Origin of the sequence: Hydrogenophaga sp., assembly GCF_030373245.1 — a bacterium.
Lineage (GTDB): Bacteria > Pseudomonadota > Gammaproteobacteria > Burkholderiales > Burkholderiaceae_C > Hydrogenophaga.
Genome location: NZ_JAUCZF010000004.1, coordinates 1 through 20,145, shown reverse-complemented (window position 1 = coordinate 20,145; position 20,145 = coordinate 1). Strand labels below are relative to the sequence as shown.

Annotated in this window: 18 protein-coding genes; 9 read left to right on the top strand and 9 right to left on the bottom strand. The window is 65.6% G+C overall.

The window, feature by feature from the left end; all coding sequences use genetic code 11:
* Positions 1 to 25: 25 nt before the first annotated feature.
* Genes QUV25_RS10260 through QUV25_RS10250 form a run of 3 tightly spaced genes read left to right on the top strand, consistent with a single transcriptional unit; the run spans position 26 to position 2,988 of the window.
* Positions 26 to 610, top strand: a complete 585-nt coding sequence (locus QUV25_RS10260; RefSeq protein WP_300863609.1) for a GbsR/MarR family transcriptional regulator — start codon at positions 26 to 28, stop codon at positions 608 to 610.
* Positions 611 to 628: 18 nt separating this feature from the next.
* Positions 629 to 1,993, top strand: coding sequence for a cytochrome ubiquinol oxidase subunit I (locus QUV25_RS10255; RefSeq protein ID WP_300863608.1), 1,365 nt, complete (start codon positions 629 to 631; stop codon positions 1,991 to 1,993).
* The gene (locus tag QUV25_RS10250; protein WP_300863607.1) at positions 1,990 to 2,988 is read left to right on the top strand and encodes a cytochrome d ubiquinol oxidase subunit II; all 999 of its coding nucleotides are present in this window, start codon (positions 1,990 to 1,992) and stop codon (positions 2,986 to 2,988) included. Before QUV25_RS10255 ends, QUV25_RS10250 begins: the two co-directional genes overlap by 4 nt.
* 3 nt (positions 2,989 to 2,991) lie before the next feature.
* Here the strand turns inward: QUV25_RS10250 and guaD are convergent, their stop codons facing one another.
* A complete protein-coding gene (gene guaD / locus QUV25_RS10245) occupies positions 2,992 to 4,272 on the bottom strand; it encodes a guanine deaminase (protein WP_300864205.1) in 1,281 nt (426 codons plus the stop codon).
* A gap of 111 nt (positions 4,273 to 4,383) precedes the next feature.
* Positions 4,384 to 5,493: a BMP family ABC transporter substrate-binding protein gene (locus QUV25_RS10240; protein ID WP_300863606.1), complete on the bottom strand. Its 1,110-nt coding sequence runs from the start codon at positions 5,491 to 5,493 to the stop codon at positions 4,384 to 4,386.
* Between the two features lie 120 nt (positions 5,494 to 5,613).
* Here QUV25_RS10240 and QUV25_RS10235 point away from each other — a divergent pair, with 120 nt between their 5' ends.
* Positions 5,614 to 5,955 carry a cupin domain-containing protein gene (locus tag QUV25_RS10235; RefSeq protein WP_300863604.1) on the top strand — a complete coding sequence of 114 codons (342 nt, stop codon included), beginning with the start codon at positions 5,614 to 5,616 and terminating at the stop codon, positions 5,953 to 5,955.
* A gap of 11 nt (positions 5,956 to 5,966) precedes the next feature.
* Here QUV25_RS10235 and QUV25_RS10230 read toward each other — a convergent pair whose 3' ends face one another.
* The 7 genes from QUV25_RS10230 to QUV25_RS10200 form a co-directional block, all read right to left on the bottom strand.
* Complete coding sequence (locus QUV25_RS10230; protein ID WP_300863602.1) at positions 5,967 to 6,992, bottom strand: adenosine deaminase; 1,026 nt, start codon at positions 6,990 to 6,992, stop codon at positions 5,967 to 5,969.
* Positions 6,993 to 7,003: 11 nt separating this feature from the next.
* Positions 7,004 to 7,975, bottom strand: coding sequence for an aromatic ring-hydroxylating dioxygenase subunit alpha (locus QUV25_RS10225; RefSeq protein WP_300863601.1), 972 nt, complete (start codon positions 7,973 to 7,975; stop codon positions 7,004 to 7,006).
* Positions 7,976 to 8,103: 128 nt separating this feature from the next.
* Complete coding sequence (locus QUV25_RS10220) at positions 8,104 to 9,255, bottom strand: BMP family ABC transporter substrate-binding protein (RefSeq protein WP_300863600.1); 1,152 nt, start codon at positions 9,253 to 9,255, stop codon at positions 8,104 to 8,106.
* Between the two features lie 116 nt (positions 9,256 to 9,371).
* Positions 9,372 to 10,292 carry an ABC transporter permease gene (locus QUV25_RS10215; protein ID WP_300863599.1) on the bottom strand — a complete coding sequence of 307 codons (921 nt, stop codon included), beginning with the start codon at positions 10,290 to 10,292 and terminating at the stop codon, positions 9,372 to 9,374.
* Between the two features lie 3 nt (positions 10,293 to 10,295).
* Positions 10,296 to 11,354: an ABC transporter permease gene (locus QUV25_RS10210; RefSeq protein ID WP_300863598.1), complete on the bottom strand. Its 1,059-nt coding sequence runs from the start codon at positions 11,352 to 11,354 to the stop codon at positions 10,296 to 10,298.
* A complete protein-coding gene (locus tag QUV25_RS10205; RefSeq protein ID WP_300863597.1) occupies positions 11,341 to 12,876 on the bottom strand; it encodes an ABC transporter ATP-binding protein in 1,536 nt (511 codons plus the stop codon). The genes QUV25_RS10210 and QUV25_RS10205 overlap by 14 nt, the downstream gene beginning before the upstream one ends.
* A 37-nt stretch (positions 12,877 to 12,913) precedes the next feature.
* Entirely contained in the window at positions 12,914 to 13,870 is a 957-nt protein-coding gene (locus tag QUV25_RS10200; RefSeq protein WP_300863595.1) for a LysR family transcriptional regulator, read from the bottom strand.
* Between the two features lie 94 nt (positions 13,871 to 13,964).
* Here QUV25_RS10200 and QUV25_RS10195 point away from each other — a divergent pair, with 94 nt between their 5' ends.
* The 5 genes from QUV25_RS10195 to QUV25_RS10175 all read left to right on the top strand — a co-directional run bounded on the left by QUV25_RS10195 (position 13,965) and on the right by QUV25_RS10175 (position 19,964).
* Positions 13,965 to 15,599: an FAD binding domain-containing protein gene (locus tag QUV25_RS10195; protein ID WP_300863594.1), complete on the top strand. Its 1,635-nt coding sequence runs from the start codon at positions 13,965 to 13,967 to the stop codon at positions 15,597 to 15,599.
* On the top strand, positions 15,596 to 17,923 hold the full coding sequence (gene xdhB, locus QUV25_RS10190; RefSeq protein WP_300863593.1) for a xanthine dehydrogenase molybdopterin binding subunit: 2,328 nt from the start codon (positions 15,596 to 15,598) through the stop codon (positions 17,921 to 17,923). The genes QUV25_RS10195 and xdhB overlap by 4 nt, the downstream gene beginning before the upstream one ends.
* A gap of 41 nt (positions 17,924 to 17,964) precedes the next feature.
* The gene (locus QUV25_RS10185; protein ID WP_300863592.1) at positions 17,965 to 18,846 is read left to right on the top strand and encodes a transglutaminase family protein; all 882 of its coding nucleotides are present in this window, start codon (positions 17,965 to 17,967) and stop codon (positions 18,844 to 18,846) included.
* Positions 18,847 to 19,006: 160 nt separating this feature from the next.
* Positions 19,007 to 19,336 carry a flagellar basal body protein gene (locus tag QUV25_RS10180; RefSeq protein ID WP_300863591.1) on the top strand — a complete coding sequence of 110 codons (330 nt, stop codon included), beginning with the start codon at positions 19,007 to 19,009 and terminating at the stop codon, positions 19,334 to 19,336.
* 76 nt (positions 19,337 to 19,412) lie between these two features.
* Complete coding sequence (locus tag QUV25_RS10175) at positions 19,413 to 19,964, top strand: aspartate carbamoyltransferase (protein ID WP_300863590.1); 552 nt, start codon at positions 19,413 to 19,415, stop codon at positions 19,962 to 19,964.
* Positions 19,965 to 20,145: the final 181 nt, after the last annotated feature.

The window sequence follows — 20,145 nt, the reverse complement described above, 5'->3', positions numbered from 1 at the left end:
GAAGGTTCTGGATAAGCTCCTGGCCATGACACTGCAAGACCAGCTCCCTCATCTCAACCGCGAGTTCGTTGCGCACTTTGGCGAAATGGGCAGCAAATGGGGCATCAACCGCACCGTGGGGCAGATTTACGCCCTGCTCTACATCTCGCCACAGGCGCTCAACGCCGACGAGATCGCCGACACGCTCGCGTTTTCCCGCTCCAACGTGAGCATGGGCCTGAAAGAGTTGCAGGCCTGGCGCCTGGTACGGCTGCGCCATCAGCCGGGTGATCGGCGCGAGTACTTCGAAGCGCCAGACGACGTGTGGGAGATCTTCCGCGTGCTGGCCGAAGAACGCCGCCGGCGCGAGATCGAGCCAACGCTCTCGATGCTGCGTACAGCGCTGCTGGAAACCCCGCGCAGTGACGCCGAAAGACACGCCCAGGCGCGCATGCGCGAAATGCACGACCTGATCGACCGCCTGATGAGCTGGTTTGACGACGTGCAGAAGCTCGCGCCGGAGACCGCCCTGCAACTCATGGGCATGGGCAGCACCGTGACCAAGGTGCTGGGCATCAAGGACCGCATCACCGGACGCAGCAGCAAGTCGCCATCCAGCGACGCCGCCTGACACCACCAACACACCACCATGGAATTCGACGCCCTCATCCTTTCGCGCATCCAGTTCGCCGCGAACATCAGTTTCCACATCCTGTTCCCGACGATCACGATCGCGCTGTGCTGGTTCCTGCTGTTCTTTCGACTTCGATTCGTGCAGACGCGCGACGGGGCCTGGGAAGAGGCCTATTACTTCTGGACCAAGGTGTTCGCCCTCACCTTTGCGCTGGGCGTGGTCTCGGGCATCGTGATGAGCTTTCAGTTCGGCACCAACTGGCCCGGCTTCATGGAGCGCACCGGCAACATCTCTGGCCCGCTGCTGGGCTACGAGGTTCTGACGGCGTTTTTCCTGGAAGCCAGCTTCCTCGGCATCATGCTGTTCGGTCGTGGCCGGGTGAGCGAGCGGGTGCACCTGATCGCCACGTTCCTGGTGGCCGTCGGTACCACCATGTCGGCCTTCTGGATCCTGAGCCTGAATTCCTGGATGCATACGCCAGCGGGGTATGAAATCATCAACGGGCGGTTCATTCCCACCGACTGGCTGGCGGTGATCTTCAATCCCTCGTTCCCCTACCGCCTAGCCCACAAGCTGCTGGCCTCAGCGCTGACCGCGTCCTTTCTGATCGCAGGTCTCTGCGCTTGGCAGTTGCTCAAGGGCAGTGCCACACGCGGCACCCACAAGGCCTTGCGCGCCGCCGTTTTCACCGCCGCTGCCGTGATGCCGCTGCAATTTGTGGCCGGCGACCTGCACGGACTGAACACGCTGGAACACCAGCCCGCCAAGGTGGCTGCCATGGAAGGCATCTGGGACACGCAACGCGGCGCGCCGCTCACGCTGTTCGGCATCCCCGACGAACAAGAACGCACCACGCACTTCGCGATTGAAATTCCCAAGCTCGCCAGCCTGATCCTGACGCATGAGCTGGACGGCGAAATTCAGGGCTTGAACGAGTTCGAAGGCTCGCACCCGCCGGTGGCCCCGGTGTTCTACGCTTTCCGCGTGATGGTGGGCGTGGGCACGCTGATGCTGCTGATCGCCAGCTTCACGGCCTGGCGCCTGTGGAAGCAGCGTCGCGAAGCCGAGGTGACTTTGCCGCGACCCCTGCTGTGGGTGCTCTCGGGCATGGCGTTTTCCGGCTGGGTCGCCACGCTGGCGGGCTGGTACGTGACCGAGATCGGGCGTCAGCCCTACCTGGTGTACGGGCTGATGCGCACCGCCGAAGCCGCCACCACCGTGCCACCGCCCTACATCGCCCTCACGCTCACCGCCTACCTCGTCGTCTACGGCTTGCTGCTCGTGACGTATGTGGGGGTGCTCAAGTACATGGCCGAGCATCCGAAGCAACACGCGCCAGAAGCGCCGACGGGTGCGCTGCTTGGAAAGGCCGGGGTATGAGCTGGGCTGAATTCCTGCCACTGTTTTTCCTGGCGGTGATGGGCCTGTCGCTGCTGGCGTATGTGATCCTGGACGGCTACGACCTGGGGGTAGGCCTGCTGCTGCCGCTGGCCAGCGACGCCGACAAGGACACCCTGGTCGCCAGCATCGGTCCGTTCTGGGACGCCAATGAAACCTGGCTGGTGCTGGGTGTGGGCGTGCTGCTGATCGCCTTTCCCTTTGCGCACGGCGTGGTGTTGCAAGTGCTTTACTTGCCGGTGACGGTGATGCTGATCGGGCTCATCCTGCGCGGCGTGGCGTTTGACTTTCGCGTCAAGGCGCCCACGCGCTACAAGCCGTTCTGGAACCGCGCGTTTTTTGCTGGCTCGCTCATGGCCAGCGCAGCACAGGGCTGGATGCTGGGCAGCTACATCACGGGCTTTGCACCGGGCGCACTGGGTTGGGCCTTCAGCCTGGGGATTGCGCTCACGCTGCCAGCGGCCTACGTGCTTCTCGGGGCGGGCTGGTTGATCATGAAGACCGAAGGTGAGCTGCAGCTTCGCGCGGTGCGCTGGGCACGGCGCGCGATTTGGCCCATGGCGTTGGCTCTGCTTGCGATTTCAGCCGCCACCCCGCTGGTGAAGACCGGTGTGCTGGACAAGTGGTTTGGCGTGCCCCAGGTCTTTGCGTTGCTGCCGGTACCGCTGATGTGCGCGCTGGCGTTCTTTGCCATGCGCTGGGTCGTGACCCGGCCAGCCCTGGTGGTGGCTGGCTACGGCTGGCTGGTATTTGCCAACACGGTGCTGATCTTTGTGCTGGCCTTCTTCGGTCTGGCCTACAGCATCTTTCCTGACATCGTGATCGGCCGCATGACCGTGTGGGAGGCCGCGATCAGCACCGCCTCGTTGAATGTCATTTTTGTGGGAGTGGCGATCACGTTGCCCGTGATCATCGGCTACACGGTGTTCATGTACCGGGTGTTCTGGGGCAAGGCGACCGAGCTGAAATACGGCTGACGCTCAGCGACTGGCGATGACGGTGCGCGTGACCACGCGCTCGTCGCCCAGCACGATCAGCGCAAACAGCAGCTCTTCCAGGTCACTGGCCTGCTGCGTGCGGCGCGCCAGCAGCGGCGAGGCCTGCGGGTTGAGCACGACGAAGTCGGCTTCGTGGCCCGGTTGCAGATTGCCGACCACCTCCTTCAGCCCCAGTGCCTGCGCCGCGCCCGCCGTGTGCTGCCACCAGAGCTGCGAGGGCTTCAGGCTCAGGCCTGGCTTGCTCTGGCCTTCGCGCCCCACGAAGTAGGCCGCGAGCATGGTCTTGAAAGGCGAGAAGCTGGTGCCGCCGCCGACATCGCTGGCCAGACCATACGCCATGCCCGCAGAGTCCGCCGCAAGGTAGTCGAAGAAACCGCTGCCCAGAAACAGGTTGCTGGTGGGGCAAACCGCGGCCACGGCGCCCGAGCGCTGCATGAGCGCGCGATCGCCCTGACTCAAATGAATGCAGTGCGCGTAAACGGCTCGCTCGCGCAACAAACCAAAGTCGCCATAAACGCCCAGGTAGCTGCCCGCCTCAGGAAACAGCTCGTGCGCCCAGCGCACCTCGTCGTGGTTTTCCGCCACATGCGACTGGATCCAGACATCGGGGTGGCGCGCCGCGAGTTCGCCTGCGCCTCGAAGTTGCGCGGGCGTGCAGGACGGCGCAAAGCGCGGCGTGATCGCATAGCCCAGCCGGTCCACGCCGTGCCAGCTCTGCAACAGGTTTTCGCTGTCGATCAGGCTCTGTTCGGTTTCGTCGCGCACGCCGTCCGGGCTGTGGCGATCCTGCAGCACCTTGCCGGTGATGAATCGCAGGCCACGCGCTTGCGCAGCCTCGAACGCAGCCGTCACTGAGGCCGGGTGCGAGGTGGCAAAGGTCAGTGCGGTGGTGACGCCGTGGCGCTGCAGTTCGTCAAAAAAGAACTCTGCCACGCCGCGTGCATAGTCCGGATCCGCAAAGCGCGCTTCGTGCGGAAAGGTGTAGTGCTCCAGCCAGGGCAGCAGACCATCGGCCGGCGAGCCGATCACGTCGGTCTGCGGGTAATGCACATGCATGTCGACAAAGCCCGGCGCGATCAGGTGGTCGCGCCAGTCATGCACCTCCAGGTCCGCGAACTGCCCGATCAAGGCGCTGTGGGACCCCGCCGCGCGCACGGTGTGCACACCCCGCCGATCGGGCGCAGTCACCAACAGTCCGTCGGTGTCGTACACCGGCCGGTGCTGGTCGTCAAAGCGCAGCAGGGCGGCGCGGTAGGCTTGCATCATCCGCACACTGTACCCAAGGCGCTGCACCCGTTCATACCGCCCCGGGCATGGCGTCGATACGCCACGTGAGAAACCGCACATGGCACGCAGCGCACCCCGGCACTTGCCTCAGGGTCTGAACGAGCCCACCACGCCCTCGACCGCCCAGTCCATGGCCTGGATATCGGCGTCCGAGAGACTCTGCCCTGGCGCGATGACCTGGCGACCGGCGTTGTCCTTCACGCCAGCCTGGCCGCCCGCAAAGACCTTGAGGCGACCCGCCGCCAGATCGGTTTGCCGAGCCAGCACCTCGCTGCGCACCGCAGCCGGCGTCTTGGGACCAAAGCCTTCGATCGCAATCATCCCCTCCTTGACGCCACCCCACACCGTGCCGCTGGCCCAGCGGCCCTCCAGCACCGCCTTCACCCGCTGCGTGTAGTAATCCCCCCAGCGGTGGGTCACTGCAGCGATCTGCGCATCGGGCGCAAAGCGGCTCATGTCGGAGTGATAGGCCACCGCGAGACGCCCACGCTCTTGCGCGGCCGTCATCACCGCGGTGGAGCCGGTGTGGAAAGCGAGCACTTCGGCGCCCTGGTTCATCAGCGTCATCGCCGCGTCGCGCTCGCGCGGCGGGTTGAACCACTCACCCAGGAACACCACCCGCACCGTGGCTGTCGGGTTGACCGAGCGCATGCCCAACGCGAAGGCGTTGATGCCCTGCACCACCTCGGGGATCGGGAAGCCCGCCACGTAGCCAGCTTGCGTGGCAAGACGTCCGGCCGCGATACCCGCCAGGTAACGTCCCTGGTAGTAGCGCGCGTTGGCCGTGGCCACGTTGGGCGCGGTCTTGTAGCCGGTGATCGACTCGAACTTCACATCCGGAAACTCGCGCGCCACCTTGAGCGTGGGCTCCATGTAGCCAAAGCTGGGGGTGAAGATGAGCTGTTGCCCCTGGCGCGCCAGGTCGCGGATCACCCGCTCGGCATCCGCGCCCTCGGCCACGTTTTCCACGTAGCGGGTCTGCACCTGGTTGCCGAGCGCGGCCTCGACCGCCAGGCGGCCCTGCTCGTGCTGGCGTACCCAGCCGGCCTCGGTCAGCGGCGCCACGTAGACAAACGCCACCTTCAATGGCGGCGCCACGGCCGGGGCCGTTTGGGCTGAGACCACAGGGGAGAAGAAAAAAGGCAAACAGGTGACCGCCAGGGCGCAGGCGCGCCGGGCCACGAGGTTTTTGTACATGGTGTTCCTCGACATGGCTTCCGCAAACAAAAAAACGAACCGGGGAAGCACCGGTTCGCTGTCGAGGATTGTAGTGTCGTCCGGGGTGACAACGCACTGCAGACAGCGTATGGTCATCCCATGGCCATCCCACACACCCATCCTGGGCAGCCGGTCGACATCGCTGCAGCCGTTGCGGCCGGGGCGCTCAGTGCGACCGCCTTGTTCAAATCGCGCGATCTGGAGGTGATCCGCCTGCTGATCCCAGCCGGCAAAGGCTTGCCGCCGCACCGGGTGCCGGGAGAAATCACGGTTCAATGCGTATCAGGACAGATCGAGATCGGACTGGATGGCGAAAGTGCACAACTGGCGCCAGGGCAATTGCTCTACCTGACCGGCGATGCAATGCACAGTGTGCTGGCCATCACGGATGCCTGTGCGCTGGTCACGATTGCCTTGCAGGCCCCATCGACGGTGCTCTGAGGCCTTCGCACTCAGGCCTGCACCCTTGCCAACGAACTCACTTGCTGCAGGCAGGCACTGCGCCGGTCCGCATCCACAAAACTCGCCTCGAAACTGTTTCTGGCCAGCGTGATCACCTCGTCGCGCGTGAGTCCCAGCGCCTCGACGGTCTGCACAAAGTTGGCGTTCATGTAGCCACCAAAATAAGCCGGGTCGTCGGAATTGATGGTCACGCACAGACCCGCATCCAGCATCCGCTTGAGCGGGTGTGCACTCAAGTCGTTCACCACGCTGAGCTTGAGGTTGGAGAGCGGGCACACGGTGAGCGGCAGCCGGGTGTGCGCCAGCTCGGCGACCAGCAGCGGGTCTTGCAGGCAGGCCACTCCGTGGTCGATGCGCTCAACCTTGAGCAGGTCAATGGCCTGCCACATGTACTCGGGCGGTCCTTCTTCGCCGGCGTGGGCCACCACGTGCAGGCCGAGCTCGCGGCAGCGCGCAAACACGCGCTCAAACTTGCTCGGCGGATGCCCGAGCTCGCTGGAATCCAGGCCCACACCGATGAAATGCGCGCGGTGCGGCAGCGCGGCCTCCAGCGTGGCGAAGGCGTCGTCTTCGCTCAGGTGACGCAGAAAGCACAGGATCAGCGCAGCGCTGATGCCCAGCTTCTGCTGCGCATCGGCACAGGCGCGCGACAGGCCGCCGATCACGGCCGCCATCGACACGCCGCGCTCGGTGTGTGTCTGCGGGTCGAAGAACAGCTCGGCGTGGATGACCCGATCCGCATGGGCACGCTCGAAGTACGCCCAGGCCATGTCGTAAAAGTCGGCCTCCCTCAGCAGCACGCTGGCGCCAGCGTAGTAGATGTCCAGAAAGCTCTGCAGGTCGGTGAAGGCATAGGCCGCACGCAGCGCCTCCACGCTGGCGTACGGCAGGCTCACGCCATTGCGCTGGGCCAGCGAGAAGATCAGCTCGGGCTCCAGCGAGCCTTCGATGTGCAGGTGCAGCTCGGCCTTGGGAATGCGGCGGGCGAGCTCGGCAGGCGACAGAGGCTGGGTCATGTGGACTCCTTTCAGCAGACGCCGTAGGCAATGCCACAACGCTGCAGGTAACGCCGGTAGGCCACGCTCAGTCGGTCGGCCGAGCCCATGAGCTCTCCCCCACTGATCGGCAGGCGCCGAGGCTGCTGCGATTCCAGAATGGGCTGATCCTGGGAAAAAATCGTGACCTGAAAATCGCGCAGCTCATCGTCGGATGACTGGTCGTCGCTGGTGTACTGCGCAAACCAGAGCCGACAGCTCTCCTCGGTGGTGGGGCAGGCCCAGGCCACGTAGCTGTCCTGAGGTCCACCGCCCTCGGCACGCTTGGTCAGCAGCGCACTGTAAGGGCTGAGCACCTCGTAGCGATAGTCCACCCAGTCGCCGCCAGGCGAGCTGGCACTGGCGCGCGGCTGCCAGGCTTTGTACTGTTCGATCACCGGCCGGCCGTCGGCGGTGGTCGTGACGTCGTAGGGGGGTACCTCTGGGTGGGACGCCTCGCCCAGCCAGCCGCGGTGCACGTAGGCGAAGTGCGCTGTGTCGAGGAAGTTCTCTACCGCGCGCGGAGCGCTGGTGTGAACGTCAAAGGGGCCGTAGATCAGTCGGCGCGAAGGCAGGCCCCTGAGCGCTGGCGGCTCGTGCACCGCGTCGCCCAGGCTGGCCCAGATCAGGCCGTGCTTGCTGCGCGCGCCGTGGCGGCAAGCGGTGTGAGTCGCGGGTGGCACGAAGCTGGGCTGCGCGGGAATCCCGACGCAGCGACCTTCGGCGTTGAAACGCCAGCCGTGGTAAGGGCACTGCAACACGCCGTCGTGCACCTGTCCGAGCGAGAGCTGGGCGCCCCGGTGCGGGCAGCGGTCGGTCATCAGCACCGGGGCACCCTGGCCATCGCGCCACAGCACCAGCGCCTGGCCCATCAGCTGCACTGCCAGGGGCTCGGCGCCCAGATCGGTATCCAGCGCCACGGGCCACCACCAGCCTTGTTCGGTTGCGAGGGGCTTGTCTGTCATGCGTATCTCCTATGAAAAAAGCCACCCGGCCAGCGCATCGCGCCAGCGGGGTGGCCGTGCCGACATCCGGCTGGCGGATGCGGCCCTGTGAGCCCAAAGCCCGGAGGACCGGGCGGGTGCAATTGGCCTCAGTTGCCGGCGGGCACCTTGCCTTCGATGCCCTTGACAAAGAAGTTCACCTTGTCGCGCCAGTCCTGGTCGCCCACGGCGCCAGCAGCCAGCACCTCTTTGCCGGTGTTGTCCATGATCGGGCCGTTGAACACCTCAAAAGTGCCCGCCTTCATGCCGGCCTTGATCTCGTCCAGCTTGGCCACCGTCTCGGCAGGTACCTTGTCAGACACCTTGATCAGGTCGTTCAGCCCTTCCTTGACACCCCAGACGGTGCGCTTGGACGCCCAGGTGCCGGCCTTGAGCTCTTCGATCGCCTGGATGTAGTACGGACCCCAGTAGACGACGGCCGAGGCCAGGTGTGCGTTCGGCGCGAAGGCGCTCATGTCGCTGTCCCAGCCGAAGGCAAACTTGCCGTTGCGCTCGGCGGTTTCCAGCACCGCGGTGGAGTCAGTGTTCTGCAGCAGCACGTCAGCACCCTGGTTAATCAGGCTCTGGGCGGCTTCGGTTTCCTTCGGTGGATCGAACCAGGTGTTGACCCACACCGTCTTGACCGTGATCTTCGGATTCACGCTCTGCGCACCCAGCGTGTAGGCGTTCAGGTTGCGCAGCACTTCGGGGATCGGGAACGAGCCCACATAGCCCAGCGTGTTGCTCTTGGTCATGGTGCCCGCGATCACGCCAGCCAGGTAGGTGTCCTGGTAAAAGCTGGCGTCGTAGATGCGCATGTTGGGTGCGGTCTTGTAGCCGGTGGCGTGCTCGAACTTCACGTTCGGGAAGTCGGCGGCCACTTTGAGCATGGGCTCCATGAAGCCGAACGAGGTGGCGAAGATGATCTGGTTGCCTTGCTGGGCCAGATCGCGGATCACGCGCTCGGCGTCGGCTCCTTCAGGCACGCTTTCCACGAACGTGGTCACCACCTCGGCACCAAACTTCTCCTCAACCGCCTTGCGGCCGAGGTCGTGGGCGAACGACCAGCCGGCATTGCCGACCGGGCCGACATAGACCCAGGCCGCCTTGATCGGCTCGGGCTTGGGCGCTTCGGCGGCTGCGGGGGCCGGCGCAGGGGCCGGTGCGGCTTCTTCTTTCTTGCCGCAGGCCATCAGCAGGCTGCCGGCCAGCGCGCTGGCGGCGGCGGCTTTGATCAGGGAACGTTTTCTCAGGTCGGTCATGGGAACCTCGGGGTTGGGTGAAAAAAACCAGAAGAAATCAGGACAGCATTATCGGCGGCAAAACGCACCATGTTGGCGCTTGTGAGGCATTGAAATTGTGCAGCGTAGCCCTGCCACTAGGAACCCGGATAAAACGGCTTCCCGATCGAGCTGGGCATGTTGACGCGAATCCAAGTCGGGTTGCGCGAGATCAGGACCAGCACGACGATGGTCGCCAGGTACGGCATCATGGTCAGAAACTGGCTGGCCACGTTGACGCCGATCGCCTGCAAGTGAAACTGCAACATGGTCACGCCACCGAACAGGTAGGCTCCCAGCAAGACCCGTGCCGGTCGCCAGGTAGCGAAGGTGGTGAGAGCGAGCGCGATCCAGCCTTTGCCGGCGATCATGCCCTCTACCCACAGCGGCGTGTAGACCGTGGACACGTAAGCGCCCGACAGGCCACACAGCGCGCCGCCAGCCACCACGGCCAGCAGGCGAATCCGGCGCACCGGATAGCCCAGGGCATGCGCCGACTCCGGGCTCTCGCCCACGCTGCGCAGCACCAATCCGGCGCGCGTGCGATACAAAAACCAGATCAGGCCGAGCACCAAAAAGATGCACACGTAGACCATGGGGTGGTGACGGAAGAAGGCTGAGCCCAGGAACGGAATGTCCGACAGCAGCGGAATCGCAAAGCTGGGCTGCTCGGGCAACGAAGCCTTGACGTAGCTCGCACCAGCAAAGGCGGACAGCCCACCTCCGAACAAGGAGAGCGCCAGCCCGGTAGCGTACTGGTTGGTGTTGAGCCATATCACCAGCACACCGAACACCGCCGCAAGGATGGCGCCAGCCGCCATGCCAGCGACAAAACCAGCCAGTCCGCTGCCGGTGTGCACCACCGCCGCGAACCCAGCCAGCGCCGAGCACAGCATCATGCCCTCGGCCCCCAGGTTGACGATGCCGGCTTTTTCGTTGATCAGCAAACCGAGCGCGGCGATGGCCAGCACGGTGCCGGCGTTGAGCGAGGCAGCGATGAGCAGGGCAATCGGTTCCATGTCCTAACTCCTCTTCCAAACAATGCGGTAGGCGATCAAGGTATCGCAAGCCAGCAGCGCAAACAGCAGTAGACCCTGAAACACACCTGTGATCGACCGGGGCAGGCCCAAGCGCGACTGCGCCAACTCGCCGCCGATGTAAAACATGCTCATCAGAATGGCCGAGAACACGATGCCCACCGGGTGCAGGCGGCCCACAAACGCCACGATGATCGCGGCAAAGCCGTAACCCACCGGCACATGCGGCGTGAGCTGGCCAATCGGCCCGGCCACCTCCAGAGCGCCCGCCAGGCCGGCGGCACCGCCCGACGTCAGCAGCGCCACCCAAAGCGCCTTGCGCGAAGAAAAGCCGGCGTACCGCGCCGCCGCTGGAGCCAGGCCACCCACCTGCTGGGCAAAGCCCGAGTAGGTGCGAAACAGAAACACCCAGACCAGGCCCACGCCCACCAAAGCCAGCAACAGCCCAATATTGACCCGGGAGCCTTCCATCAGCCGCGGGATCTGCGCCGCCGACTCGAAGGTCTTGGTCTGCGGGAAGTTGAAGCCCTGCGGGTCTTTCCAGGGGCCGTAGACCAGGTAATTGAGCACCTGGATGGCCACGTACACCAGCATCAGACTGACCAGTATTTCGTTGGCGTTGAAGCGGTCGCGCAGCAGCGCGGTGATGCCGCCCCACAGCATGCCGCCGAGCACGCCGGCCAGCAACACCGGTACCACGATCCAGCCGCTGGTGGACGGACCCGCGCTGAGCGCCACGCCCGAGGCAAAGATGGCGCCGATCAGGTACTGGCCTTCAGCGCCGATGTTCCACACGTTGGAGCGGAAACACACCGCCAGCCCGAGTGCGATGATGAGCAACGGCGTGGCCTTGACCATGAGCTCGGACAAGGCGTACGGGCTCTTGATCGGTTCCCAGAAAAAAATCTGCAGGCCGCGCACCGGGTCCTTGCCGAGCAACACGAACAACAGGACGCCAATCACCACCGTGATCGCCAGCGCCAGCAGCGGGGAGGCATAGCTCCAGCCCGCCGAAGGCTGGGGTCGGGCTTCAAGCCTCAGCATGGTGGTCCTCCTGCGCGCTGGCCTGCTGATCCCACAGGCCCGACATCCATTCACCCACCTGCTCGATGCTGGCCGCGGCGCGGTCCACACTCGGCGAAAGCCGGCCGCGGGCGATCACATGCAGCCGGTCGCAGATTTCAAACAGCTCATCCAGTTCTTCGCTCACCACCAACACCGCGCATCCGGCGTCGCGCAGGGCCAGGATTTCGCCGCGGATCTGGGCCGATGCGCCCACGTCCACGCCCCAGGTCGGCTGGCTCACGATCAGCAGCTTCGGCTTGGCTTCGATCTCGCGCCCGACGATGAACTTCTGCAGATTGCCGCCCGAGAGCGACTTGGCCGCGGCAGTCGGCCCGTTGGCCTTGACGTTGTAGCGGCGGATGATGTCGGCCGCCTGCGCCTTGAGCGCGCCCACCCGGATCCAGCCGCCAGCGCCCAGCGAGTCGCGGCGCGAAAGCAGCAGGTTGTGCGCCAGCGAGAGCGTGGGCACGGCACCTCGACCCAGCCGTTCCTCGGGCACGAAGTGCTGGCCCATGGCGCGCCGCTGCCCGGGCGAAAGCCGAGAAGCGTCACGCCCGCTCACCTGGATGCTGCCTGGCGGTGCGCGCATGTCCTCGCCCGACAGCGACTGAAGCAGCTCGCCCTGGCCATTGCCAGAGACCCCGGCGATCCCCACCACCTCACCCGCGCGCACCTGCAGCGCGATGTCGGCCAGATCGGTGCCAAAGGGCTCGGCGCTGGCAAGCGTCAGTCCGGTCACGCTGAGCACAGTGTCGCCCAGGTGTTGCTCGCGCACCGTGAGCGCGGGCGGTTCGGCGCCGATCATGAGGCGCGAGAGCGAGGCGTTGCTCTCCTCGCGCGGGTCACACACGCCAGTTACCTTGCCGCCACGCAGCACGGTACAGGCGGTGCACAGCTCGCGGATCTCGTTGAGCTTGTGGCTGATGTAGAGGATGCTGCAGCCCTCGGACGCCAGTTTCTTGAGGACCACAAACAGCTTTTCGACCGCCTGCGGCGTGAGCACTGAAGTGGGCTCATCCAGGATCAGCAACTGCGGACTGGTCAGCAGCGCGCGGATGATCTCCACCCGCTGCATCTCGCCGACCGACAGGGTGTGCACTGGTCGCGCCGGGTCGATGTCCAGCCCGTACTCGGCTGCCTTGGCGGTGATGCTGGCGCTGACCTCAGGCAGCGTGAGCGACTTGTCCAGCCCCAGCCACACGTTTTCCGCCACGGTCAGCGTCTCGAACAGGCTGAAATGCTGGAACACCATGCTGATGCCCAGCGTGCGCGCCTCTTGCGGGTTGCGCACGTGCACCGGGTGACCGTTGAACATCACTGCGCCCTCGTCGGGCTTGACCGAGCCGTAGATGATCTTCATCAGCGTGGACTTGCCGGCGCCGTTTTCGCCCAGCACGGCGTGGACCTCACCCGGCAAGACCTTGAGCGAAACGTCCTGGTTGGCCACCACACCGGGGTAGCGTTTGGTGATGCCGGTGAGCTGCAATCGGGCGGTGGTCACGTGGGCTTTCTGGGGTGGAGGGCGGGGACGAAAGGGCTCAGACAGCGTTGGGCACATCGTGCTCGATGCGGCGCAGCGAGCTGGCTGCGGTTTTGATCTGGTCGCGCAGCCAGCGCCCGGCCACCGAGGCGTGGGTGCGCTCGTGCCAGAGCTGGTAGTACATCATGCGGGGGAAAACGATGGGACTCGGCAAGATCTGCACTGGCAGCGTGTCCACAAAGCGTTCGCAATACTGGCGCCCGGTGGTGAGCACCAGCAGGCTGCCCGCCACCATGGCCGGGATCAGACCGAAGTGCGGGCAGCGCGCGGCAATCTTGCGCAGCAGCCCCAGGCTGGCCAGGTGGTCGTCGATCACGCCGCGCGCACCGGGGTGGGTGGGCATGGGCGCGATGTGGTCGGCCGCCAGCCAGGCCTCTGCATCCCAGCCGCGCTTGACCGCCGGATGCTGGCTGGACACCAGGCACACCACCTCGTCGCCGAACAGGCGGCCCAGGTGCAAATCGTCTGGAGGCTTGGGCCAGTTGCCGATCACCACGTCCACCTGGCCCTGCGCGAGCTGGTGGCGGTAGTCGGCGTCGGCCGACAAGGGGTGGATATCGATCGGGCAGCTGGGCGCGTGCGCCTTCAGCTGGCACACCAGCTGGGGCAGAAACTGCGGGTCCATGTAATCGCTGGCGGCCAGGCTGAAGGTCTGGCTGGCAGTGGCCGGGTCAAAGCTGCGCGCATCGGAAAACAGCATCTCGGCCGAGCGCAAGATGTGCGCCGCCGGCTCGATCATGCGCAGGCCTGCCACCGTGGGCACCATGCCCGCGCCCGAGCGCACCAGCAGCGGATCGCCCGCCAGCTCGCGCAGCCGCTTGAGCGAGGCGCTCACTGCCGGCTGGTACATGCCCAGCCGCAGCGCCGCGCGCGACACGCTGCGCTCGGTGAGCACCGTGTGCAGCACGCGTATCAGGTGCAGGTCAATCTTGTCGAACATGGACACGTATTTCATACCGGTCGACATTATTGGTTGGGAGGGCGCCAGACATTTTGGCCATATGCCTGAGCATATGTTGTGCCAGCGGCTGCGCGCTATGCTGGCGCGCATGAACCCCAAGATGTCCGTACAAACCCTGAGATTCGTGCGCCGTGGCGAGCCGGTCACGGTGCACAACGTGCCGGCCGACCGCACCTTGCTCCAGGTGCTGCGCGAAGACCTCCACCTGACAGCCGCCAAGGAGGGCTGCGGCGAAGGCGATTGCGGCGCCTGCACCGTGGTGATCGGCGAGCCCACCGGCGGCCAGCTGAGCTACCAGGCCATCAACAGCTGCATCCGGCTGGCGCATTCGGTGGAAGGCATGGCGGTGTGGACGGCAGAGGACATTGGAGAAGCCCCCACGCCGCACCGCTTGCGCGGGTCGCTGCCCCCCGCGGGGGCTGATCTCGCCTCTGGCCTGCATCCCGCCCAGGAAGCCATGGTGCAGTGCCACGGCAGCCAGTGCGGCTTTTGCACGCCGGGCTTCGTGATGAGCCTGTTTGCGATGTACCAGAACACGGATGGCGGCCGGGGTATCACCCGAGCCCAGGCCCAGGCCGATCTCTCCGGCAACCTGTGCCGCTGCACCGGCTACCGGCCCATCCTCGACGCCGCCGTCGCCATGGGCAACCTGCCCCTGCCCGCCGGCTGCACGGTGGACGAGAGGGCCACCCTGGCCGCGCTCAAGTCCATCGCCACGCGTCAGACAGACGATGCGGCCTACCTTCGCCCCCGAACCCTGGAAGCATTGCTGCAGGCCAGAGCCCGCCACCCCCAGGCCCAGGTGGTCGCCGGTTGCACCGATGTGGGGCTCTGGGTGACCAAGCAGCACCGCCAGTTCAGCCGCGTGCTGGACGTGACCGCAGCCCGCGAGCTGAGGCGCGTGGAGACCTACCCGCACCACATCGCCATCGGCGCGGCCGTGAGCCTGCAGCAGGCCTTCGCCGCCCTGGTGAAAGAGCGTCCGCAGCTGCAAACATTCGCCCAGCGATTTGCCGGCCTGCCGGTGCGCAACTCGGGCACGCTGGGCGGCAACGTGGCCAACGGCTCACCCATTGGCGATTCCATGCCCTTGCTGATCGCCCTGGGCGCCAGCGTGGTGCTCATGCGCTGGGATGCGAGGCGACAACAGGTCGCCCACCGCGAGCTGCGGCTGGAAGACCTGTACACCGGCTACCGAACCAACGTGATGAAGGCAGACGAACTGCTGGCCTGGATCAAGGTGCCGCGACCCACCGGACATCCGCCGAGCGCCGCGCCGGGCCGCCCCAAGCCAGCGAGCGCCCCCTTGAGGGGCAGCGAACCCAACACAGTGGAGAGCGTGGGGGCCGGACGGTTCATGAAGGTCTACAAGATCAGCAAACGGTTCGACGACGACATCTCGGCCGTGTGTCTGGCCATCCAGATGACGGTGAAGGACGGCGACGTGAAGGCCGCGTCCATCGGCGCCGGTGGCGTCGCGGCCACGCCGGTGCGGGCGAGGCAGACCGAAGCGGCACTGCTCGGGCAACCCTGGACAGCCGACACCGTGATGGCCGCCATGGCCACCCTGCGTGCCGAGTTCCAGCCCATTTCCGACATGCGCGCCAGTGCCCACTACCGCCAGACTGTGCTGGGCAACCTGCTGCAGCGCTTCTGGCTGGAAAGCCAGGGCCTCACCGCCATCAACCTGGAAAGCCCGGCCACCCTGGAGGCCCTGGCATGAACTCACCCCAAAAAATCCAGGTCCCGAGCGCTGCAACGGCGCAGCGTGGGCGTCCAGCCTTGCGCGCCGCCGGCCAGTCCCAGCCTCACGAAAGCGCCCGCGCCCAGGTGGAAGGTGCTGCCACCTACATCGACGACATCCCCGAGGTGCGCGGCACGCTGCACGCCGCGCCGGTCTGCTCGCCAGTGGCCCACGGCATCTTGCGCGGCGTAGACGTGTCCGCCACGCTGGCCATGCCTGGCGTGCGCGCCGTGATCGATGCCGGCGACATCCCGGGCGACCCCATGCTGGCCGCGTTCGCCCACGACGAGCCCGTGTTCGCCCTGGACACGGTGCAGTTCGTGGGCCAGGTGATTGCCCTGGTGGTGGCCGACGACGCGATGACCGCGCGCCGCGCCGCGCGGCAGGTTTTGCTCGACATCGAGCCGCTCGACGCCGTGCTCAGCGTGCACGAGGCCCACGCGCTGGAGCACTACGTATTGCCAGCGGTGCATGTGAAGCGAGGCGATGCCCAGGCCGCGCTGCGACGCGCCCCTCACCAGCTCGAAGGCCGCTTTGAAGTCGGAGGACAGGAGCACTTCTATCTCGAAGGCCAGATTGCTTACGTGCTGCCGCTGGAGCAAAACCAGTGGTGGGTCTACACCAGCACACAGCATCCTGGCGAGGTGCAGCACTGGGTGTCGCACGCCTTGGGGCTGTCGAACCACGCGGTCACGGTCGAATGCCGCCGCATGGGCGGCGGCTTTGGCGGCAAGGAAACCCAGGCCGGTCACCTCGCGGTCTGGGCCGCCGTGGCCGCCAACAAGCTGCGATGCCCGGTCAAGCTGCGGCTGGACCGCGATGACGACTTCATGATCACCGGCAAGCGTCACCCCTTCGCATACCACTATCGCGTCGGCTTTGACGACACCGGCCTGTTGTGCGGACTCGATCTGGAGATGCTGGCCAACTGCGGTTTCAGCGCCGACCTGTCGGGCCCGGTGGCCGACCGCGCCATCTTCCACGCCGACAACGCCTACTTCCTGGAAGACGTGGCCATCAGCTCCTACCGCTGCCGCACCAACACCCAGAGTCACACCGCCTTTCGCGGCTTCGGCGGCCCGCAGGGCGTGATCGTGATCGAGCGCATCCTGAGCGACATCGCACGCGCGCTCGGGTTGGACCCGCTCGATGTGCGGTTGCGCAACCTGTATGGCATTCAGGAGAGAAACGTCACCCACTATCAGATGAAGGTGGAAGACAACATCCTGGAGCCCCTGATCAGCCAGCTGGCGCTCACCAGCGGCTACCGCGAACGCCGCGAGCAGATCGCGGCCTGGAACGCGAACAGCCCCGTGATCAAAAAAGGCCTTGCACTCACACCGGTGAAGTTCGGCATCAGCTTCACCGCCACACTGTTCAACCAGGCCGGTGCGCTGGTGCACGTGTACACCGATGGCAGCGTGCAGGTGAACCACGGCGGCACCGAAATGGGCCAGGGCCTGAACACCAAGGTCGCACAGATCGTGGCCGACGAGCTGGGCGTTCCGTTTGATCGTGTGCTGTCCACCGCGGCCGACACCAGCAAGGTGCCAAACGCCAGCGCCACCGCCGCCTCCGCCGGCACCGACCTCAACGGCCGGGCAGCCCAGTTCGCGGCGCGCAACGTGCGCGACAACCTCGCCGCATTCGTGGCGGGGCTCGATGGCGTGGGCGCCGGCGCTGTTCGTTTTGAAGGCGGACAGGTGATCACGGAAAAGCGCAGCCGCAGCTTCGACGAAGTGGTGGCCGCCGCCTACGCCAACCGCATCCAGCTCTGGAGCGACGGCTTCTACCGCACCCCCAAGATCCACTACGACAAGACCACCCTCACCGGTCGTCCATTCTATTACTTCGCCTATGGTGCGGCGGTCAGCGAGGTCGGCATCGATACGCTCACCGGCGAGAGCCGCGTGCTCAAGGTGGACATCCTGCACGACGTGGGCCACAGCATCAACCCGGCCCTGGATATCGGCCAGATCGAGGGTGGCTTTGTGCAAGGCATGGGCTGGCTCACCACGGAGCAGCTCGTGTGGAACGGCAAGGGCGTGCTGTCTACCCACGCGCCCAGCACCTACAAGATCCCCGCCACCGGCGACATACCGGCGCATTTCAAAGTCGATCTCTGGCCCGAAGCCAACCGGGAAGATAACGTGCACGGCAGCAAGGCCGTGGGCGAGCCGCCTTTCATGTTGGCCATCAGCGTGTTTGAAGCGCTGCGCGATGCGGTTGCACAGGCGGGCGGGAAGCCGGAGGGCATGAATGCACCGGGCACGGCAGAAGAGGTCTTGCGCGCCTTCGACTGAGCTTGCTCGGCACGCCTCGCGAAAAGAGGTTCCAATGGCCGATGATCAGAATTGAAATGAACATCGAGCTGGACTATGTGGTCGACCCCCAGGGGGCCGACTTCATGTTCAATATCCACGCCGCTCACACCGCTCAGCAGCGCGTCTCCGAGGAACGGCTGTTCATCAGCCAGCCCGTTGACGCCAGGGTGCACACCGATGCGGCCAGCGGTAACCGCTACCTGCGACTGCATGCGCTCGGCGGCCCGCTTCAGCTGCGCTACTCAGCCACGGTGGACATCCACCACCACCGCGCCGACCCAGCCACCATCGGCGAAGTACCGGTGCACCGCTTGCCGCCAGAGACTGTGGGCTACATCTACCCCAGCCGTTACTGCCAGAGTGACCGCCTGCTGCGCCTGGCTTACAACGAATTCGGCAACCTGCCCCAGGGCTACTACCGCGTGCTCGCGATCCGCGACTGGGTCACGCGCCAGGTCGCCTTCACCTCCAACACCACCAACGGCAACACCTCGGCGGTGGACACGCTGATCGAGCGGGTCGGCGTGTGCCGCGACTTTGCCCATTTGATGATCGCGCTGTGCCGCGCCTGCAACATCCCGGCGCGCTTCGCCACCGGCACCGATTACGGCGCCGACCCCGCGCTCGGCCCACCCGACTACCACGCCTACGTCGAGGCCTACCTGGGTGGCCGCTGGTACATCTTCGATCCATCGGGCACCGCCATCCCCATGGCCTTTGTGCGCTTCGGCACCGGGCGCGACGCCGCCGACGTGGCCTTCGCCACCATCTTCGGCAATGTGCAGACGCAGGCCCCCGTCATCCGTACCTGGGCGGTGGAAGACGCGGCGCGCGGCTTCGAGCTGCCGCACCACTGCAACGAGGCTTTGTCGTCTGACAGCGGGCCCTTGCTGCAAAGCTGATCGCGCGCCCCTCACTCCCCAGCACCCAGGAAGGGCTGAGCAATTTGAAGCCCTGGCCAGGGCTCAGCGTGGATGGCCGAATCAACCAGCTTCAGTTCACCGCGAACTGGCCGATAACTCCCAGACAGCCCGACTTTTTCCCGTTCGTCCACCGCCCGCCATGCCCATCTCTGCAGTCTCCAGCGCCAGCGCCATTGGTCTGAGCGGCATGCGCGCCGCCCAGCAGCGGCTGGACACACACGCACACAACATCGCCAACGTGGCCACCCCCGGTTTCCAGCGGCAGACCGTGGTGCAGACCGCGCAGCCTGGCGCAGGCGGCGTCATCGCATCGGTTCGCCGAGAGCCGGCGGGCGGCTCTGAATTTGGTACCCAGCTGGCCGAAGACCTGGTGGGTCAGCGCGTGAGCCTCTACAGCTTTGCCGCCAGCCTCAAGACCGTGCAAACGCAAGACGACATGCTGGGCGCGCTCCTCGACATCAAGGCCTGAGGTCTGCCGAACTGGGTCAACGGCCCAGACCATGTCTGGGACTAGCATGGGTGTCGTTCACCATTCGGAAGACACCATGAAAACGCTCACTGCTTTGGCCCTCGCCACCACCTTTTTCGCAGGTTGCGCGCAAAGCCCCATGGGCCATCACGCGGGCATGCGCCACGCCACCCACCAGCAGGCCAGCGCCGACCGGCAAGCCGACGTATCCTCACGCGGCGGCCACGTGATGCCCTTCAGCCTGACCGCTACCCAGCATGTGTTCGCCAAAACCGCCGGCGGCGGCATGCAGCAAGTGGTGGCCCGCAACCCGGCCGATGCCGAACAGATCACCCTGGTGCGCCAGCACCTGCGCGAGATTCGCGAGCAGTTCTTGAAAGGCGACTTCTCCGGCCCCAGCCACATCCATGGCGCCGACATGCCCGGTCTGGGCCAACTCAAAGCCGCGCGGCCTGGCCAGCTCGCGATTGACTACCGCGACATCCCAGCTGGCGCCGAACTGAGCTACACCAGCGACCAAGCCCATCTGGTCGCCGCCCTGCACCAGTGGTTCGACGCCCAGCTGGCCGACCACGGTCCGGATGCACGGAGTGGGCATGCACACCATGAAGGCATGGGCAAGCGCTGAACGCAGTGTGGTCAGCGGGCATCCCTTCCGAAGTGCTTTCTGCTGGCCGGTTTCTGGAGTTGACTGCCGCCTGAATTTGACTCTGTGAGGGCGTACGAAATGCACTCTTCAAGGACCGTTTTGCAGCTATTCCGTTGAAAAACTCGGTTTTGGCCGTGATCCAGATACCGCGCTGAACTTG

What these genes read in the sequence shown, in the direction of transcription:
- QUV25_RS10260 (WP_300863609.1), top strand. Translation starts at nt 26, where the DNA reads ATGACACTGCAAGACCAGCTCCCTCATCTCAACCGCGAGTTCGTTGCG.
- QUV25_RS10255 (WP_300863608.1), top strand. Translation starts at nt 629, where the DNA reads ATGGAATTCGACGCCCTCATCCTTTCGCGCATCCAGTTCGCCGCGAAC.
- QUV25_RS10250 (WP_300863607.1), top strand. Translation starts at nt 1,990, where the DNA reads ATGAGCTGGGCTGAATTCCTGCCACTGTTTTTCCTGGCGGTGATGGGC.
- guaD (WP_300864205.1), bottom strand. Translation starts at nt 4,272, where the DNA reads ATGCAAGCCTACCGCGCCGCCCTGCTGCGCTTTGACGACCAGCACCGG.
- QUV25_RS10240 (WP_300863606.1), bottom strand. Translation starts at nt 5,493, where the DNA reads ATGTACAAAAACCTCGTGGCCCGGCGCGCCTGCGCCCTGGCGGTCACC.
- QUV25_RS10235 (WP_300863604.1), top strand. Translation starts at nt 5,614, where the DNA reads ATGGCCATCCCACACACCCATCCTGGGCAGCCGGTCGACATCGCTGCA.
- QUV25_RS10230 (WP_300863602.1), bottom strand. Translation starts at nt 6,992, where the DNA reads ATGACCCAGCCTCTGTCGCCTGCCGAGCTCGCCCGCCGCATTCCCAAG.
- QUV25_RS10225 (WP_300863601.1), bottom strand. Translation starts at nt 7,975, where the DNA reads ATGACAGACAAGCCCCTCGCAACCGAACAAGGCTGGTGGTGGCCCGTG.
- QUV25_RS10220 (WP_300863600.1), bottom strand. Translation starts at nt 9,255, where the DNA reads ATGACCGACCTGAGAAAACGTTCCCTGATCAAAGCCGCCGCCGCCAGC.
- QUV25_RS10215 (WP_300863599.1), bottom strand. Translation starts at nt 10,292, where the DNA reads ATGGAACCGATTGCCCTGCTCATCGCTGCCTCGCTCAACGCCGGCACC.
- QUV25_RS10210 (WP_300863598.1), bottom strand. Translation starts at nt 11,354, where the DNA reads ATGCTGAGGCTTGAAGCCCGACCCCAGCCTTCGGCGGGCTGGAGCTAT.
- QUV25_RS10200 (WP_300863595.1), bottom strand. Translation starts at nt 13,870, where the DNA reads ATGAAATACGTGTCCATGTTCGACAAGATTGACCTGCACCTGATACGC.
- QUV25_RS10195 (WP_300863594.1), top strand. Translation starts at nt 13,965, where the DNA reads ATGAACCCCAAGATGTCCGTACAAACCCTGAGATTCGTGCGCCGTGGC.
- xdhB (WP_300863593.1), top strand. Translation starts at nt 15,596, where the DNA reads ATGAACTCACCCCAAAAAATCCAGGTCCCGAGCGCTGCAACGGCGCAG.
- QUV25_RS10185 (WP_300863592.1), top strand. Translation starts at nt 17,965, where the DNA reads ATGATCAGAATTGAAATGAACATCGAGCTGGACTATGTGGTCGACCCC.
- QUV25_RS10180 (WP_300863591.1), top strand. Translation starts at nt 19,007, where the DNA reads ATGCCCATCTCTGCAGTCTCCAGCGCCAGCGCCATTGGTCTGAGCGGC.
- QUV25_RS10175 (WP_300863590.1), top strand. Translation starts at nt 19,413, where the DNA reads ATGAAAACGCTCACTGCTTTGGCCCTCGCCACCACCTTTTTCGCAGGT.